General features: G+C 35.0%; 16 protein-coding genes. 6 read left to right on the top strand and 10 right to left on the bottom strand.

Annotated elements, in window-relative coordinates:
- The first annotated feature begins 202 nt into the window (after positions 1 to 202).
- The 3 genes from C7J90_RS06785 (at position 203) to C7J90_RS06775 (ending at position 3,590) form a co-directional block, all read left to right on the top strand.
- Complete coding sequence (locus C7J90_RS06785) at positions 203 to 1,678, top strand: arylsulfatase (RefSeq protein WP_103210335.1); 1,476 nt, start codon at positions 203 to 205, stop codon at positions 1,676 to 1,678.
- A 132-nt stretch (positions 1,679 to 1,810) separates the two neighbouring features.
- Positions 1,811 to 2,710 (top strand): PTS mannose/fructose/sorbose/N-acetylgalactosamine transporter subunit IIC, encoded by a 900-nt coding sequence (locus C7J90_RS06780; RefSeq protein WP_103210337.1) that lies wholly within the window; start codon positions 1,811 to 1,813, stop codon positions 2,708 to 2,710.
- Positions 2,697 to 3,590 (top strand): PTS system mannose/fructose/sorbose family transporter subunit IID, encoded by an 894-nt coding sequence (locus C7J90_RS06775; protein ID WP_103210339.1) that lies wholly within the window; start codon positions 2,697 to 2,699, stop codon positions 3,588 to 3,590. Before C7J90_RS06780 ends, C7J90_RS06775 begins: the two co-directional genes overlap by 14 nt.
- 314 nt (positions 3,591 to 3,904) lie before the next feature.
- Here C7J90_RS06775 and C7J90_RS06770 read toward each other — a convergent pair whose 3' ends face one another.
- From C7J90_RS06770 to C7J90_RS06760, 3 genes are all read right to left on the bottom strand, one after another.
- On the bottom strand, positions 3,905 to 4,414 hold the full coding sequence (locus tag C7J90_RS06770) for a 2'-5' RNA ligase family protein (RefSeq protein WP_103210341.1): 510 nt from the start codon (positions 4,412 to 4,414) through the stop codon (positions 3,905 to 3,907).
- 49 nt (positions 4,415 to 4,463) lie between these two features.
- Positions 4,464 to 5,201, bottom strand: coding sequence for an esterase family protein (locus C7J90_RS06765; protein WP_103210343.1), 738 nt, complete (start codon positions 5,199 to 5,201; stop codon positions 4,464 to 4,466).
- Between the two features lie 82 nt (positions 5,202 to 5,283).
- The gene (locus C7J90_RS06760; RefSeq protein WP_103210345.1) at positions 5,284 to 6,864 is read right to left on the bottom strand and encodes an alanine/glycine:cation symporter family protein; all 1,581 of its coding nucleotides are present in this window, start codon (positions 6,862 to 6,864) and stop codon (positions 5,284 to 5,286) included.
- Positions 6,865 to 7,077: 213 nt separating this feature from the next.
- Here C7J90_RS06760 and cozEa point away from each other — a divergent pair, with 213 nt between their 5' ends.
- Positions 7,078 to 8,175, top strand: coding sequence for a lipoteichoic acid biosynthesis protein CozEa (cozEa, locus tag C7J90_RS06755; RefSeq protein WP_103210347.1), 1,098 nt, complete (start codon positions 7,078 to 7,080; stop codon positions 8,173 to 8,175).
- A 703-nt stretch (positions 8,176 to 8,878) separates the two neighbouring features.
- Here the strand turns inward: cozEa and fabI are convergent.
- The 7 genes from fabI to C7J90_RS06720 form a co-directional block, all read right to left on the bottom strand.
- The gene (gene fabI, locus C7J90_RS06750; protein ID WP_103210349.1) at positions 8,879 to 9,652 is read right to left on the bottom strand and encodes an enoyl-ACP reductase FabI; all 774 of its coding nucleotides are present in this window, start codon (positions 9,650 to 9,652) and stop codon (positions 8,879 to 8,881) included.
- A 111-nt stretch (positions 9,653 to 9,763) separates the two neighbouring features.
- A complete protein-coding gene (locus C7J90_RS06745) occupies positions 9,764 to 11,596 on the bottom strand; it encodes a monovalent cation:proton antiporter family protein (protein ID WP_103210351.1) in 1,833 nt (610 codons plus the stop codon).
- A gap of 11 nt (positions 11,597 to 11,607) precedes the next feature.
- On the bottom strand, positions 11,608 to 12,993 hold the full coding sequence (gene mgtE / locus C7J90_RS06740; protein WP_103210353.1) for a magnesium transporter: 1,386 nt from the start codon (positions 12,991 to 12,993) through the stop codon (positions 11,608 to 11,610).
- Positions 12,994 to 13,018: 25 nt separating this feature from the next.
- The gene (locus tag C7J90_RS06735) at positions 13,019 to 13,876 is read right to left on the bottom strand and encodes an RluA family pseudouridine synthase (RefSeq protein ID WP_103210355.1); all 858 of its coding nucleotides are present in this window, start codon (positions 13,874 to 13,876) and stop codon (positions 13,019 to 13,021) included.
- A complete protein-coding gene (locus C7J90_RS06730) occupies positions 13,873 to 14,682 on the bottom strand; it encodes an NAD kinase (RefSeq protein ID WP_103210357.1) in 810 nt (269 codons plus the stop codon). Before C7J90_RS06730 ends, C7J90_RS06735 begins: the two co-directional genes overlap by 4 nt.
- Entirely contained in the window at positions 14,682 to 15,326 is a 645-nt protein-coding gene (yjbM, locus tag C7J90_RS06725; protein WP_103210359.1) for a GTP diphosphokinase, read from the bottom strand. Before yjbM ends, C7J90_RS06730 begins: the two co-directional genes overlap by 1 nt.
- 16 nt (positions 15,327 to 15,342) lie before the next feature.
- Positions 15,343 to 15,690, bottom strand: a complete 348-nt coding sequence (locus tag C7J90_RS06720; RefSeq protein ID WP_103210361.1) for a UPF0738 family protein — start codon at positions 15,688 to 15,690, stop codon at positions 15,343 to 15,345.
- 148 nt (positions 15,691 to 15,838) lie between these two features.
- On the opposite strand from C7J90_RS06720, the gene C7J90_RS06715 reads away from it, so the two are divergent.
- Both C7J90_RS06715 and C7J90_RS06710 read left to right on the top strand, forming a co-directional pair.
- Positions 15,839 to 16,432, top strand: coding sequence for a CYTH domain-containing protein (locus C7J90_RS06715; protein ID WP_103210362.1), 594 nt, complete (start codon positions 15,839 to 15,841; stop codon positions 16,430 to 16,432).
- 161 nt (positions 16,433 to 16,593) lie between these two features.
- The gene (locus tag C7J90_RS06710; protein WP_103210364.1) at positions 16,594 to 16,965 is read left to right on the top strand and encodes a truncated hemoglobin YjbI; all 372 of its coding nucleotides are present in this window, start codon (positions 16,594 to 16,596) and stop codon (positions 16,963 to 16,965) included.
- Positions 16,966 to 16,967: the final 2 nt, after the last annotated feature.

The following is a 16,967-nucleotide window of genomic DNA, read 5'->3' as shown; positions in this document are numbered from 1 at the left end:
TGAAAACACAATTCACAGTATCCCATCTTATTATTTTTTCACTTGTTATAAATATTTATAACAAGCTTTATCACCTTAAAAAATAGCATTATTTTTTTAATATTCTAATATGAATAGCCATTATCGCTCAAATTGGTTATATTGTTACAATAAGTGAGTCATGATATTTTTTAATTAATATAAATAAGAAAGGAGTCGTTCTATGCAATCACCTGAAAAACCAAATGTCATACTCATATGTGTTGACCAATTACGTTATGATACATTAGGACATCATCACCACCCAGTTGTTTCAACACCCCATTTGGATATGTTAGCTGATCAAGGTTATCACTTTAAGCAGATGTATACAGCCGTTCCAAGCTGTATCGCTTCACGTGCATCATTAATGACAGGACTTAATCAAGTGAACCACGGTCGAGTGGGTTATGAAGATAATGTGGACTGGGCATATGATCAATTTATGGCTGATTATTTTAGAGAAGCTGGTTATCAAACAGAGGCTATTGGCAAACTTCATGTGACACCTGAACGTAAGCGTATCGGCTTTGATCACGTTATGCTTCACGATGGATATCTACATGAAGCACGCAAATACACCCAAGCTTATGGACGCAATTTTGAATTTGTGGATGATTATCTCGTGTGGTTAAAAGCGCAATTAGGTCATCATGCAGATTTGATGGATGACGGTATCGAACCAAATTCTTGGGTCGCTCGCCCTTGGATGTATGAGGAAAAGTACCATCCGACAAATTGGGTCGTTCATGAAGGAATCCGTTTCCTACAACGTCGAGATCCTGAAAAGCCCTTTTTTTTGAATTTATCATTCACAAGACCGCATCCTCCATTAAATCCGCCTCAATATTATTTTGATATGTATATGGATTTAAAGGATGAATTTCCTGAGATTATTATTGGAGATTGGAAAGAGATAGAGGAGACATTACCTTTTAGTATTACAGCGAAAAAAGGTCACTATCATCAACATGATTTAGATCGAATGCGCGCAGGATACTATGGAAACATCACTCATATTGATCATCAAATTGGACGCTTCATGATTGCTTTAAATGAACAACGTATTGCTAAAAATACACTTATTTTATTCGTCTCAGACCATGGCGATCAATTAGGAGAACATAACCTTTTCAGAAAAGCGTACCCCTACCAAGGGAGCATTCATATTCCAATGATGATTTATGACAAAGGGGATATACTTAAAGGTGAGCACAAAAATTTAAATCAAATTGCAGAATTAAGAGATATTTTACCGACATTATTAGATTTAGCTAATATCGATATACCACAAAATATCGATGGCGTAAGTTTAAAACCTGCACTCTATCAATCAGACTACAAAACACGTGACTTTTTACATGGAGAGCATAGTTTTGGAAAAGATTCGAATCAATTTATTTTAAATGATGAGTGGAAATACACGTGGTATCCCGTAAGAGGAATTGAACAACTATTCAATTATCAAAACGATCCACATGAAAAACATAATTTAATTGATGAGCAAGATTATCAACATATTAAAACACAACTCAAAAACCAACTCATTAAAGTTTTGGCAAATCGAGAGGAAGGTTTTGTGAAAAACGGACAACTCCAGACTGTTTCATCAACAAAACCAACATTAGACCACTTAAAAGCAAAAGTTAATAAGTCATAGCTTACATACTTTAATTGACTTATCAAAGCGTGGGGACCATCGTTTAATTATTTGTCAGTTTTAATGGTCTTATACGCTTTTTTAATACTTAATAATGTAAGCGTTATCAATAAATGAAGGGGTGGATTTACAATGGATATTCTATGGTGGCAAATAGCCATATTAACAATTTATGCTGGTGTTCAAATATTAGATAATTTATCATTTGGATTTTTAGCCCAACCTGTTATGGCAGGTTTAATAACTGGTCTTGTAATGGGAGATGTTACAACCGGTTTGATGATTGGGGGCGGTATGCAATTAACTATTTTAGGTGTAGGAACTTTCGGTGGTGCCTCACATATTGACGCAAACTCAGGCACAGTTTTAGCTGTTGCATTTTCAGTAGCAATCGGCATGAACCCTCAACAAGCACTCGCGACGTTAGGTGTTCCTGTGGCTAGCTTGATGATACAGACAGACATTTTAGCTCGCTTTACAAATACGTTTTTTGCACATCGTATTGACAGTAAAATCGAGCAAATGGATTACAAAGGAATTGAACGAAACTTTTTATACGGTATGATCCCTTGGTCATTATCTCGTGCTTTACCTGTATTTTTAGCACTTACATTTGGAAGCAGCATTGTGAAACCTGTCGTTGATTATTTGAATTCTGATCTGAAATGGCTGGGTGATGGTTTAACACTTGCTGGCGCTTTACTTCCTGCAGTAGGTTTTGCAATTTTATTAAAATACCTACCGCTTAAACGTCATTATCCGTACTTTATATTAGGCTTTATCATTACAGCTTTATTTGCGACTATTTATGGCGGCTTATCAAGTATAGGTACTTCTGTTGCAGGACTAGATGATAACTTCACAACTGTTTTTAGCCCACTACCTATGTTAGCTGTCGCTTTAATCGGTTTTAGCTTTGCTGCAATGGCCTATCAACGCAATCAGCAAACAAGTGTCAAAGTGTCCAATAGTCAAAATCAAACACATCAAGATCATTTAGATGAGGGGGAAATTGAAGATGACGAACTCTAATAAGACCAATCCAAAAGAACCATTAGCTTTAAGCGATCCATTCAAAGATGATTCTCTCAATGGTGTTGCACCTCAAACGCCATACGAACTTACAAAAAAGGATTTTCGTCAAATTAACTTAAGAAGTTTGTTCTTTTTCCAATGGGGATGGAACTATGAGCGTATGCAAGGATCTGGATATTTATTCACAATTTTACCTCAATTACGTAAAATATACGGTGATGATACACCAGAACTAAAAGAGATGATGCGTACTCATGTTCAATTTTTTAATACAAGTAACTACTTTAATACTATCGTTACAGGGATAGATCTTGCGATGGAGGAAGAAGAAGGATACAAAGCGAAAGAATCCGTTAAAGGGATTAAAGTTGGTCTTATGGGGCCATTTGCTGCAGTAGGTGATGCTATATTTGGCTCCCTCATTCCAACCATATTCGGTGCCATCGCAGCAAACATGGCTGCCGATGGGAATCCGTTTGGTATTGTACTCTGGTTTGTAGCTATATTATTCATTATCGGTTTTAGATGGAAGCAGTTACCTTTTGCTTACAAAGAGGGCGTCTCTCTTGTTACAACAATGCAACATCGCTTAGAATCACTGACAAATGCAGCAACTTTAATGGGTGTATTTATGGTAGGTGCACTCGTTGCCACAATGATTCGTGTTCAATTTGCTTTTGAACCAACACTAGGCGATGTCACAATTAATTTTAGAGATAATGCAGATATGATTTTGCCAAAATTATTACCTTTAGGTGTTGTTTTTGGAGTTTACTGGTTACTAGGACGTAAAAATATGAACTCTACCCGAGCAATATTCATCGTTATTATCATCGCCATTATCTTTTCAAGTTTAGGTATTATGGAAAAAATCTAATCTCCATTATTCAATTGAGCTTACAAAACATAAATATCTCGAAGTTTTCTTATAATGAGATGATTCATTCAATGATACGAAAGCGTCTTTTTTTAAAAGTATTTTGATATAAAATTACATGTATATCACGTCGTATTGTTGGCGAGACGCCTGAGGGAATAGGATGAGCGTCGAGACCAGGGCTCGACCCATCCTACTAGGAAATGCGAGCCAAACAATACGAATGATTGATAAAAGTAAAGCGTAGAGGTGATTTAATCATCTCTACGCTATATTTTGGGATTGATGCCCTAGACTCGTTTTATTTACGTTGATTAACCTAAATGATACGTTTCGATTTCTTCCCATCTATCTTCTTCTTGATTAAATTGCATTAATGATAATGTAGAAATGGTTTCTTTGTAGTCAATACCTGCTAGTCGAACTTGACCGTAAATATCTTCAAACTCTTGACTTGTTAGACCTTGAGCAATCGTGAAATGTGGTACAAATGGATGTTCTGCTACACCATAGAAATCTTCAGTATCAAATGCACTAAATAGCGACTCTAAACCTGGTGTTTTTTCAACTTTAAAATATATTACATTCGTTGTTGGTGCAAAGTTAGATGCTTTCGTCGCATGTACTTCTACAGGTTCGCTCCCTTCTAATCGAGTGCGAATTTCTGACTTTACTTTTTCTAATTCACTGTCATCGACTTCAAATGAACTTTTAATGGTAATATGTGGCTGAATTTTAGTGTAATGCTTATCATAACGTTTACGATATGCATTGATATCATCTTGGAAATTTTGTGATGGAATTAACGCTAATCCTAAAATCATTGAAATTCCTCCTTTGTTTTATTTATCTATATTATAGCAAAATTTCGAATTATTGGTTACTTAAAAAATATTGCAGTAATTTTGGCAGCTCTTTTCGCCATGTTTTCCAATTATGTCCTCCTTCTAATTCCTCGTAATAATAAGATAATACAGTCGGCTCAATTAATTTTTTCAATGTACGGTTCGGTGTTAGAAAGTCTGCTTGCTCTCCACTTGTAGGCAACTTAAAGTCAATTTCTTCTTTACCAATGACATGCCAAATTGATAAGTTTTCTTTGAATTGGCATCGGTGCAATAACATTTCTACAACCTCATCAACGTGCGGGCTCAACATTCCTACCTGACTGATAATTCGTGGATAAGATAAAGCCGTGAGCAGCGCAATGCTTCCCGCCAAACTATCTCCTAACACGATGCGTGCATGTCCCACTTTATAAGTTGGGAAAGTCTGATCAATCCAAGGAAAAATTTCTTTTGCTACAGCTTGAACTGTTTTCGATGCAAATTCACCTTGTGGATGGAATTCTTGACGTCGTTTCGTCACACTCTCATAATGAAATCCAATCATAATCACACGTTCAACTTCATTATGCTTTCGAAGTCTTTCATATAGACGATGGATTTGACCAAATTTAAAAAAATCTCGACCATCGAAACAAAATACAACTTTAGATTTATATAAATCAGAATAGTCTTCTGGAAGATATACAGATAATGTAATTTCCCTATCAAGTATTTCACTTTTAAATTGTGTTTGCGTTAATTGACCTGGTTTAAACTCTGTCATTAAAAAAGCGCCCCCTTATACGAATTAACCTTATTGTATCAAGAGACGCGAAAGCTGTTAATATATCAAGCTTATATTCTATTTATTCGTTATTTTGGATATAATTTTCTTCTTTTAATCGTTTTGGATAATCTTCCAACCAGAATGTGGCTGTCGGAAACTTTTCTGGATCAGGACGGTATATTGCTGTTTTACCCGATCCATATTGTTTTTTATGCTTTTCAAAATCATGTAGTGCATTCAGAGCAGGTTTAAATAAAATCCATATGGCAATTAAGTTTAACCATGCCATCATACCTACACCTAAGTCACCCATTGCCCATGCTACATCCGCAGTTTTAATGGCACCATACGCTGTCGCTGCAATGAGTACAACACGAGTCACATTACGCCATAACTTATTTTGTTTCTTAGCTATGCGATTTGTCATAAAGCTGACATTCGTTTCAGCGATATAGTAATATGCTAGTATAGTCGTAAATGCGAAGAAAAATAGCGCAATAGCAATAAAATATGAGCCAAAGCCTGAGAAATTAGGATCAAAGTGATAAGTAGATCCTTGGAGCGCTTTGTCTATACCTGCTTGTGCATACATTGCTGTACCTGAGTAATCTTTTCCACCGTCAGCCGATTGAACGTAAATGCCACCATCTTTAATTAAATGAGGCATACCATTTGCTGCTGTTTGTCCATTAGTTGTATTGTACGTTCCTGAAATTAAAATGATTAAAGCAGTCGCTGTACATACAAACAGTGTATCAACATAAACTGAAAATGCTTGTACTAAACCTTGCTTAGCTGGATGCGATACTTCTGCAGCAGCTGCAGCGTGTGGCCCTGTTCCTTGACCCGCTTCATTAGAGTAAAGACCTCGTTTCACTCCAATCTCAATCATCGCACCAAATATCCCCCCGAATGCCGCTTCCATGCCGAACGCAGACTTAAATATTAATGCAAACAACCCAGGTATTTGCTCAATATTCAATATAATAATAATCAATGCCATAACAATATAAATAATAGCCATAAACGGTACCACTGCTGTAGCAACTTTAGCAATAGACTTAACGCCTCCAAAAATAATCAATGCTAAAATCACAATTAATACAGAAGCAATCACCCATGGCGGTATACCAAACGCATTTTGCATTGAACTCGCAATGGCATTTGATTGAACACCAGGTAAAAGCAACCCTACAGAGATAATCGTTACAATCGCAAAGATAAGACCATAAATCTTACCAAATTGACCTTTAATTCCTCGCTCAATATAGTAAGCAGGCCCCCCACGATATTCACCATCTTCTTCTTTTTTATAAATCTGACCTAATGTTGATTCGATAAAAGCTGTGCCAGCACCTAAAAATGCTGTCGCCCACATCCAAAATACAGCACCCGGTCCCCCAATAAATATAGCCGTAGAAACACCAACGATATTCCCTGTTCCAACACGACCTGCTAAAGATAATGCAATTGCTTGAAAACTTGAAATACCCGTTGGTGACTTTTCACCTTGAAACATCAACCGTATCATTTCTTTAAAATGCCTTAACTGTAAAAATCGCGTTATTAAACTAAATGCTATACCTGTAATTAATAGTCCAAAAACAAGCGGCTTACTCCAAACAATTTCATTAAGCCACCCAACAATTGACTCCAACATAAACATCTCCCCTATCCCAAACTACAATATTGAAAATTTTCTGATAAATATGCTTTTAGTATACCCTTATAGCGCTACTCTTGTAAATTAAAATTTTTTCACAAAACTTTCAAAATTAATATTGTAATTGCTTATTATAATTATTTCTTTTAACATCTACTAAGTTAGTCTATACTGTAATATGTGTATTTATTGAAAAAGGAGGTTCAACTTATGACAAATAAAGTCTGGTTTCGAACAGGTATTGCTTTACTTATTTTATTTCTACTGATCAAACTATTTTTAGACATTGATCACTTATTTGCCCCAATTATTACAATTGTTGGATCTGTTCTTTTACCATTACTATTAAGTGGCTTTTTATTCTACATATGTTTACCATTTCAAAATTTACTTGAAAAATGGCATTTTCCAAGATGGGCAAGTATTACAATTATTTTGTTAGGGTTAACAGGCATGGTTGCTGTTGTGATTGGTTTAGTAGGTCCGATTATTGCATCGCAAATTGAAAATTTAATTAACCAGCTTCCATATATTCAAAATCAAACGCAAGATTTTATTAATTTTGCACTAGATCAACGCGATCGTTTACCAGAACAAGTAACTGATAAAATTAATGAAGTGATCAATAACTTCGGTACGATGACTTCTGATATTTTATCAAATTCACTTAATATTATTACAAGTATTATTTCGACATTGTTCTTATTAATTCTAGTCCCTTTCTTCTTAATTTATATGTTAAAAGATCATGAGCGTTTTATCCCTGCGATTGCTCAAGTTTTTAATGGGGAGCGTAAAATTTTTGTTGTAAACTTATTAAAAGACTTAAACCATACATTAAAATCTTATATTCAAGGTCAAGTGACTGTCAGTTTGATTTTAGGCGTTATCCTATTCATTGGATATTCAATTATCGGACTTGAGTATACGGTTTTACTCGTTATGTTTGCTTGTGTTGCCAATATGATTCCATTTTTGGGACCATGGATGGCATTTTTACCCGCTGGTATTTTAGGATTAATCCAAAGCCCTACTACGTTTGTTTGGGTCTGTATCGTCACTTTAATTGCACAACAACTTGAAGGAAATGTAATTACACCTAATGTAATGGGCAAATCGCTCAATATTCATCCGTTAACAATTATTATTGTAATCTTAGCATCTGGCAGTTTGGGTGGATTTGTTTTAATTTTGGTAGCTGTTCCTTTGTATGCTGTCATTAAAACATTAGTACGTAATGTCTTTAAATACAGACATCAAATTATACTAACGGCACAAAGCGATGTTAATGATAAAAGCAAATTATAAACATCCATAATAACGAGGCTAGAACATAAATATTTCAGTAATCGAAAAACTTCGAGGTTTTTGTAAGAATTTACGAAAAATCTCGAAGTTTTTACTTTAATGATACGTTTAGTCGTACCACGATAGTATTTAAATGCATTGAATTTATGCTCAGGTATTGTATATGTCGTGATCAATCACGATTAGGAATCAAATGGGAGCTTCTATTAGTAGTATTAATTGAGTCAATCTTTATGCATAAAAAAGTATTGATGACGAGACTCCTGAAGTTGTTCCGTCAGAAAGCGAAGTCTTATCATACAAAGTTTTAGGCTCTCAGTCAAATTGGACTGGTCGCATTAAATTAAGGCGTTATGCAATAATGGATTGCTTAACGCCTTTTTCGTTGTGTGATCATAAAGTCTTGAACATTAATGCCTCTTTTAATACGACATAAATCAGTAAAATTGAGTTGGTAAAACATACTTTATAACTTAGGGGTGTGAATAAATATAGCACATTTGATTGATTCCTAAGCCGAGACTTCTGAGGCATCTAGAAAAGCTAGGCTTTATGGAACAATCAAATAAATGAAATTATTTATACACCAGTCCGATTTACTATAGAACCAAGTTTTATCATAAAAGGAAGCGCTAAGACGCATTTTTATTAAAAAACATCTTAGCGCTATTTATTTTATTAACCTCATTTATGCGTTGTGAAATTAACGTATCGCATGAAAACCTGCATCAACATGAATGTTTTCACCTGTAACGCCTGATGAAAAATCACTTAATAAGTAGGCTGCTGTTTTACCGACTTCTTCTTGATCAACATTTCGCTGTAATGGGGCACGCTCTTCAATTTCTTTCAATATTGATGTGAAATTACCAACACCACGTGCACTTAATGTGCGAATAGGTCCTGCTGAAATCGCATTGACACGAATGTTATCTTGTCCTAAATCAGCTGCTAGGTATTTAACAGACGCCTCGAGACTTGCTTTCGCGATACCCATTACATTGTAGTTCGGTACTGCAAATTCACCACCAATATATGTTGAAGTTACAATACTTCCACCACTTTCACTCATAATTTTTCTAGCTTCACGTGCTACAATCGTTAATGAATATGAACTAATATCTTGAGCTAGTAAGAAACCATCACGTGATGTTTCTGAATAGCGTCCACGTAGTTCTTCTACACGTGCAAAAGCAACCGAATGGAAGACACCATCAATTTTCCCAACATCTTGTCCGATTTTTTCAAAACCATTAATCACATCTTCATCACTTTGCACATCAATTTGATATACATGTTTTTCGCTTTGGTTCAACTGATCGATGAGTTTATCAAGTTCTTTAAAGCTTCTTTCTTTACGATATGTGAAAACAAGTTTTGCGCCAAGTTCATCTAAAACTTTAGCTACACCAAATCCAATACTTCTTTTATTTGCAATCCCCATGATTACAAACGTTTTATTCTCAAGATTCATCACTTTTAATAACTCCTTTATGAATAAATAAATGTTTAATTCATTTTAACATCAGGTCTTAATTTTATACAAATATTATTGATAACTTGTGTAAGCTTTCAATAACAGTTTTTCTTAAAACATTTCCAGCTCAATTTTTAGTTGATCTACGTATTCTTTGGTACCTGTGACGATGAGACGATCTCCATATTGTAAATAAGTATCGCCATGCGGAATAATAGATTCGTTATTGCGAATAATTCGCACAAAGATGACGTCCCCTCCAAATGGAAAATCACGCAATTGCATCTGATCAAAAGCATAGTTATACATACCAATTTCATACAAGGACGTTTCGACGTTACTCAATAAGTTCAACATATTTGGTGTTTCAATCATACCTTTAAGTAAGATTTGATTACTTTGGAAGTTACTAAATAACTCGATTCCTTTACTTGATAACTCATGCTCTTCATCATTTGTTTCTAAACGGCATATGACACGTTCAACACCATGATCTTTTGCCATTAATGCAACGCGACGATTGATATTATCATCGTTTGTCGAACATACGACTATATCGCTATCGAATAGACCCAGTCGTTCGAGCATATCTTCATTATAATCAGGAAACTCAACCATGGTTATATCGTCTGATAATTTACGTTGATCTGACAAATCCTCACGATAATATAGTGTGACTTGATACAAATGTGAGCTTAACCCTTGAGCGATTGGAATTGACAATTGATTTTTTCCGATCATCGCGACTTTAACTGAGCGTTGCATTTCGTCAGGAACAGGTATCAGTTTTTTAAATACAATCGGTACAAAAACGCATGTAATCACTGCACTTAATATCAATATTCCCGATGTTTCATCACTGATTGTACCTAACTTTTCAGCAATTTTAGCTGCCGCAATAACAAGTGATAAAGTAGACGTTAGCAAAAAGGCTGACGCGATAGTCGTTTTACTATCAAACCATTTTCGTATAAACAAGACTGGAATAAGCTTTGATATGATAAAAGCTAGTATTAAAATCGGTATAATAATGAGTAATGATGGATTTTTGATAAGCGATGGGATGTCTAACTCCACGCCTACCATAATAAAGAATATCGGTATAAAAAAGCCATATCCAAATGAATCTAACTTTTCGATTAAGTCTGGATTAGGTTTGAGAAGCGATACAACAACCCCTGCTAAAAATGCACCTAAAATATTTTCTGCACCGACACCTTCAGCAAGCGCTACTAATAAAATAATCAGTGCAAAAACCGCACGTATACCGATTTGCGTTGTCCCATTCATTAACTTTTCAAAAATAGGTGCTTTTTTAAGAAATACACCTAAAAAGTAAAAGACTATTGGAAAAATCGCTAAAATCCCAATTAACCATATCGTACTACTACCTGTCGCATTTAATGCGCCGTATACCGTCAATAGTATCATTGTTGCTAAATCAGCTAACACAGCTACTAATAAAATAAACTGACCGATACGTGTACGCATAATGTTCATCTCTTTAAGTGTTGGGACAACAACACCTAGTGAAATCGTTGAAATAATAATAACCATTAATAAAACATCATCAATTAGCCCTATCCATTTGAACATATAAGCTAAAAGCGTTGAAACAATCATAATGAATATAAAAACGACTAAAGCTAATGAAAAATGGCCAGGTGCCGATGTATCATCTTGCTTTTTATTCGTTTTCTCTTTTTTAAAGGCATTAAAGTCAATTTCAAGTCCACTTAAGAACATTAAAAATATAAATCCTAATGTAGACAAAATTTTAAGTGTTTCATCAGCATGAACGATGTTTAAAAATGAATGTCCGATTACGATACCCATCAATATTTCGGCTACAACTACCGGTAAAAAACTAATTTTCAAACGATTGATAATAATAGGTGTTAAAACAGCCGCTATTATTACGATAACGAGTGATACAAATTCCATAAATGTCCCCCTTACATGAGATATGTCATAAATGAAGTAGCTAATCCAAAATAAATTAACATACTGACAATATCATTGATTGTTGTAATAAATGGCCCACTTGCGACTGCAGGATCGATACCTATTTTATTCATTAACAGTGGAATAACTGAACCTATTGTTGTCCCGACAGTCATCGCGATTGTTAAACTTGTACCGACAATAAGCGCTAGAAAAGGTTGATTGTAAATTAAAATAATAATCATACATAAACAAAAAGCACACGTTATCCCTGTCAAAAACCCACTTCCGGACTCACGTAAAGCAAGCTTAATTTTACTTTTCTCTTTAATATCTCCAGTTGAAATATTACGTACCGAAACGGCGAGTGATTGTGTCCCAGAATTTCCAGACATGCCACTAATAATAGGAATAAATGCTGCAAGAAGCGCTACTTTTTCTAAAGTTTCTTCAAATGACCCTAAAATAGATGCTGTAATCATTCCAAGTACTGTTAAAATCATCAACCACGGTAGACGTTTTAGTGCAGTCTGTAATATCGTATCATCGGTTGAATCGATATCAGATACACCGGCTAATCGAGAGTAGTCTTCACTCGCCTCTTCATCCATAACATCGACGATATCATCAATGGTAATAATACCCAGTAAATGGTTTTGGTAATCCACTACTGGCATGGCGATAAAGTCATAATCTCTCATTGTCTGAGCAACATCTTCTTGGTCATCCGCTACATTAGCACTAATGACACGCTCACTCATGATATCTTCAATATATGCATCATTTTCAGCTACAATTAAATCTCTTAATGACAAAACACCGACTAATTTTTTTTGCTCATCCACAGCAAAAATAACATATATTGTTTCAGCGTTAGGCGCTTGATCTTTAACGTGCATTAACGCCTCATGAACTGGTGTCGTAATAGTCAATGAAATATATTCTGTTGTCATAATACCGCCGGCAGTATCTTCATCATAGTGTAACAACGCTTTAATCTCTTTGGCATCGTCACGATTCATCAGCATCAGCAAACTTGCAATTTTGCGTTTGGATAATTGATTCAATATATCTACTGCATTGTCGTATGACATACATTCAAGTACCTGACTGGCATAGGCTACATTCATTTCTTCAAATAAATCTTCATAGGCTTCCTCATCAATCTCTAAGCTTTCAAAAAACTGTGAGACCTCTTCTGGTGAAAGATACTGATACATTTTTTGATGAATCGATTCGTCGCTATCTTCAAAATATTCACTTTGCTCATATGAGTGCATCGCAAGAAATTCTTCTCTAAAACCGTCTATATCGTCTTCTTGAATTAAACGATCTAAAAGGATCTTATTGTATCTTTCTTCATCATCTAGTATTAAATGTTCTTTTTCGTTATTCAACAGTGCCACCCCTATCTAAAATTTTCTATGATAAAGTTTGTAAAATATGAACCAACTGAGGTTTTGCAGTTTGAATACAAACTTCTTTTTTCGTAATTGGGTGGACAAAAATGACTTCAGCACATTTCAATAATTGTGTTTTGTAGTAAGGATGTACTTCTCCATATAAATAGTCCCCCACTAAAGGATGTCCAATATGTTTAAAATGGACACGAATTTGGTGTGTTCGCCCTGTTTCAAGTTTTACACGACATAAGGTATACATCTCATTATTTTGGATTGGCCAATATAATGTTTTTGCATACTTCCCATTATTTGAAACCACTCTTTCAATAATGCTTTCGGAATGTCTAGCAATCGGTTGTTCAATCACACCGGGTTCCGTTAAAACGCCTTTACAAATACATTCATAAAGCTTTGTAATGGATATCGTCGACATGAGATGATGTATGTGTCGAGATTTTGCAATAATGACAATCCCCATAGTATGACGATCAAGTCGTGTTATTATATGCGGGATACCAGACTCATCGTGTTGTTGCATATATGCTAACACTTGCTCAACAAGGCTTTCATGAGGATGCTCTCTCGAAGGGCCGCAATTCTGATAATGCGATTTATTAACGATTAATAACCATTCATCTTCGTACAAAATATCTAACGGTTTATCAAAAGGAATAAGGTTCCCGCTCGGTACTTCTCGCGGCAACTTGACAACAACCATATCTCCTATGCTTAATTGATGCCGAACAGTTTTTGGGGTATTGTTAACAAGTAAAGCGCCATCTTGTTTAATGGCGCTAATCGTTTTTTTAGAAAAGTTTTGCTCATATAAAAACGTTTTTAACGTTACAGGTGATTGTACATTATATTCAAATATCACACTTCTTCACCACTTGAGATAAAGGAATCATGTACCCTTTTCCAAAACGGAAATGGTCTAAATCGAGCAAAACGGATTTTTTCATTTGCGACTCTGTACTGAATGGTATTTACATTTTTATGTTTCACACTTACATGATCAATAGTTGTTAAGATAACATCATGATTGACCGGTTTAACGTGGCATGTATGATGCTTTGGTAAAACTAGAGGAGAGCCTACAGTTCTAAATACCCTATTATTAATCGAAGCAATTTCAGCAATTTGAATGGCTTCAAGTGAAGGATGAATTAAAGCACCGCCTAATGCTTTATTATAAGCCGTAGAACCAGATGGTGTCGATATACACAACCCATCACCTCGAAAACGCTCAAAATGTTGGCCACGTATATCTAAATCAACTACTAAAGTCGTTCCATTTTCGGTTTTCATTGTTGCTTCATTCAAAGCTAAGTAACGCGTTTCATAACCTTTATCATTATATCGTACAATCATCTCTAACAATGGGTACTCAATCACCTGAAACTCTGAGTTATTAATTTCTATAATTAACTTTTCAACTTCGTGTGGTAGCCAATCTGCATAAAATCCTAAATGGCCTGTATGTATCCCTACAAAAGCACATCTAGCTAACATATGACTATATTGGTGAAATGCTTGTAGTAATGTCCCATCGCCTCCAACAGAAATGACGATTTCAGGATTTTCTACATCTTCAACCATCTTAAAATCCTTCATATGGGTTTTCATCTTATGCTTAAGCGCATCTGATTTCGAATCACCTTTAGACAAAATCGCATAACGCATTACTCCACCTCGCGACTCTCATGTTTTTTAGCTCGTTTTTTTGAATAGTATTTTTGAGCTTCTTGAATTTCATCTTTAATTTCAGACATCTCTTCATCTAATAAAAATGCGGCTTCTGCTGCTCGTTCAAGTCTCGTTTGAATTTCAGGAGGATAATCTCCATCATATTTGTATCTAAGTGTATGTTCAATGGTCGCCCAAAAATTCATGGCTAACGTCCGAATTTGTATTTCAGCTAAAATCGATTTCGTTCCGTTTAATGTTTCAATAGGATATTCAATAATCACATGATATGAACGATATCCACTTTGTTTTGTGTTATTAATATAATCACGTTCTTCAACAACTCTGAAATCTTCACGCTGACGTAACAACTCAACTACTTTATCAATATCATCAACAAATTGACACATCATACGCAATCCCGCAATGTCATACATCTCGTCACTTAAACGGTCATACGGTATACCCCTTTTATTCGCCTTATCAATAATACTTGTGATTGGTTTAACACGTCCAGTCACAAATTCGATTGGTGCATTATGCTCAGTTACCTCATATTGTTTACGCAACCCTTTAAGTTTTACTTTAAGCTCTTCAATCGCTTGTCGATAAGGCGCTAGAAAAATTTCCCATTGATTCATAATTGTTCACTCCGCTTCATACTAATTCAAAAATATCTTCTACAGCTGCAACAAAATCTTTGCCGTAATTGGAGTTACCTTGTATATTGTCTAATAAATAATCTAACTCTTCATGGAAATGTTCAAGCTTCAGTGTATCATTAATTAATAACTGCTTGTCTCGATTATGATGTAACATCGACCATGTTTCTTGAACAAAAATCAAATAGGAATAGGATGAACCGTCATCTAATAAACAAACAAAAGCATAATTATCACTATCCACTATCATTTGGCCCGCTTCTGTAAATCCTTCTATAGATTGGTCTGTATAACACAAGATCTGATTATCTTGTATTTTAATTTCATTGACATAAATACGCATACTCATTCCTCCTCATCAAGTTATAGTTTAACATAATTTAACGTCCACCTCATTTTTGAATAACTATATATGAATTACTTTTAAATAAAATGATTTTCAGTCATAATTTATCAATAATCATTCATTTTAAGCGTTAGGGGGACCCTACATGTCAATTGAAAAAGAAATTGAATTTAAACAACTATTAGATGCACATCAATACCAAAAAATTAAAAACACTTATTTTCAAAATCAAGATCCATTCAGTCAGAAAAATTATTATATCGATACGCCTGATATGCAAATTTCTAAACATCAAATGGCATTGAGAATTCGAGAGAAAGGCAACTCAAATTTTGAATTAACTCTAAAAGTGCCAGATAGTGTGGGCTTAACAGAATATAACACGCCAATAAGCAGTTTACCATCTGCCAGCGTCAATCTATCATACAAGTTATTATCTCAAGAGATACTGACTGTCCTGAACAAGAAAGCAATTGACGTCCATCAATTGGGCATTCTAGGCGCTCTCGAAACACATCGACTAGAAAAACAACTACCCAGTGGTCTTCTTGTCCTTGATCATAGTTTATATCTTGATACTGAGGATTACGAGCTAGAATTTGAGGTTAACACATATCAACAAGGATTATTAGCGTTCCAAGATATACTTGAACAATTTGAAATTCAACATCAGCCACCTCTCAATAAGGTTCAGCGTTTTTTCGAGCGTAAACACTTTTTGAAATCTCAAACTGAATGAGCAAATGACTAGTACACCTTATTGGCATCGCTATAAAATGAAATTTCCATATTAACTGCGCGTTTCTATCACAAACGTGCCTCGTATAAGTGTTTTTACTTTGAAATGTAAAAATTCATGTTATTATTTAAGTATATAATGAAACTAAATTGGTGATTTAAATGACAAAAACGCCTTATGAAGTGATTGGCCAAGAAGCCTTAGACAAAATGATTGATCATTTTTATTTACTTGTTGAACAAGATTCTCGTATTAATCATTTGTTTCCTGGAGACTTTGCCGAAACTGCACGTAAGCAAAAACAATTTTTAACACAGTTTCTCGGTGGTCCGAATTTATATACAGAAGAACATGGTCATCCTATGCTCAGACAGCGTCATCTTCCATTCCCAATTGATTACGCTGCAAAAGAGGCATGGCTTGAGAATATGGCCATTGCAATTGAAACTGCTAACTTTCCGCACAATGCTGGTGCGTACCTATATGAACGACTCCGCTTAACTGCGAATCATATGGTTAATATTGAAAATTAATT

The organism is Staphylococcus felis (assembly GCF_003012915.1).
GTDB lineage: Bacteria > Bacillota > Bacilli > Staphylococcales > Staphylococcaceae > Staphylococcus > Staphylococcus felis.
The sequence above is the reverse complement of the archived record's forward strand: the minus strand, read 5'-3'. Positions and strand labels throughout refer to the sequence as shown.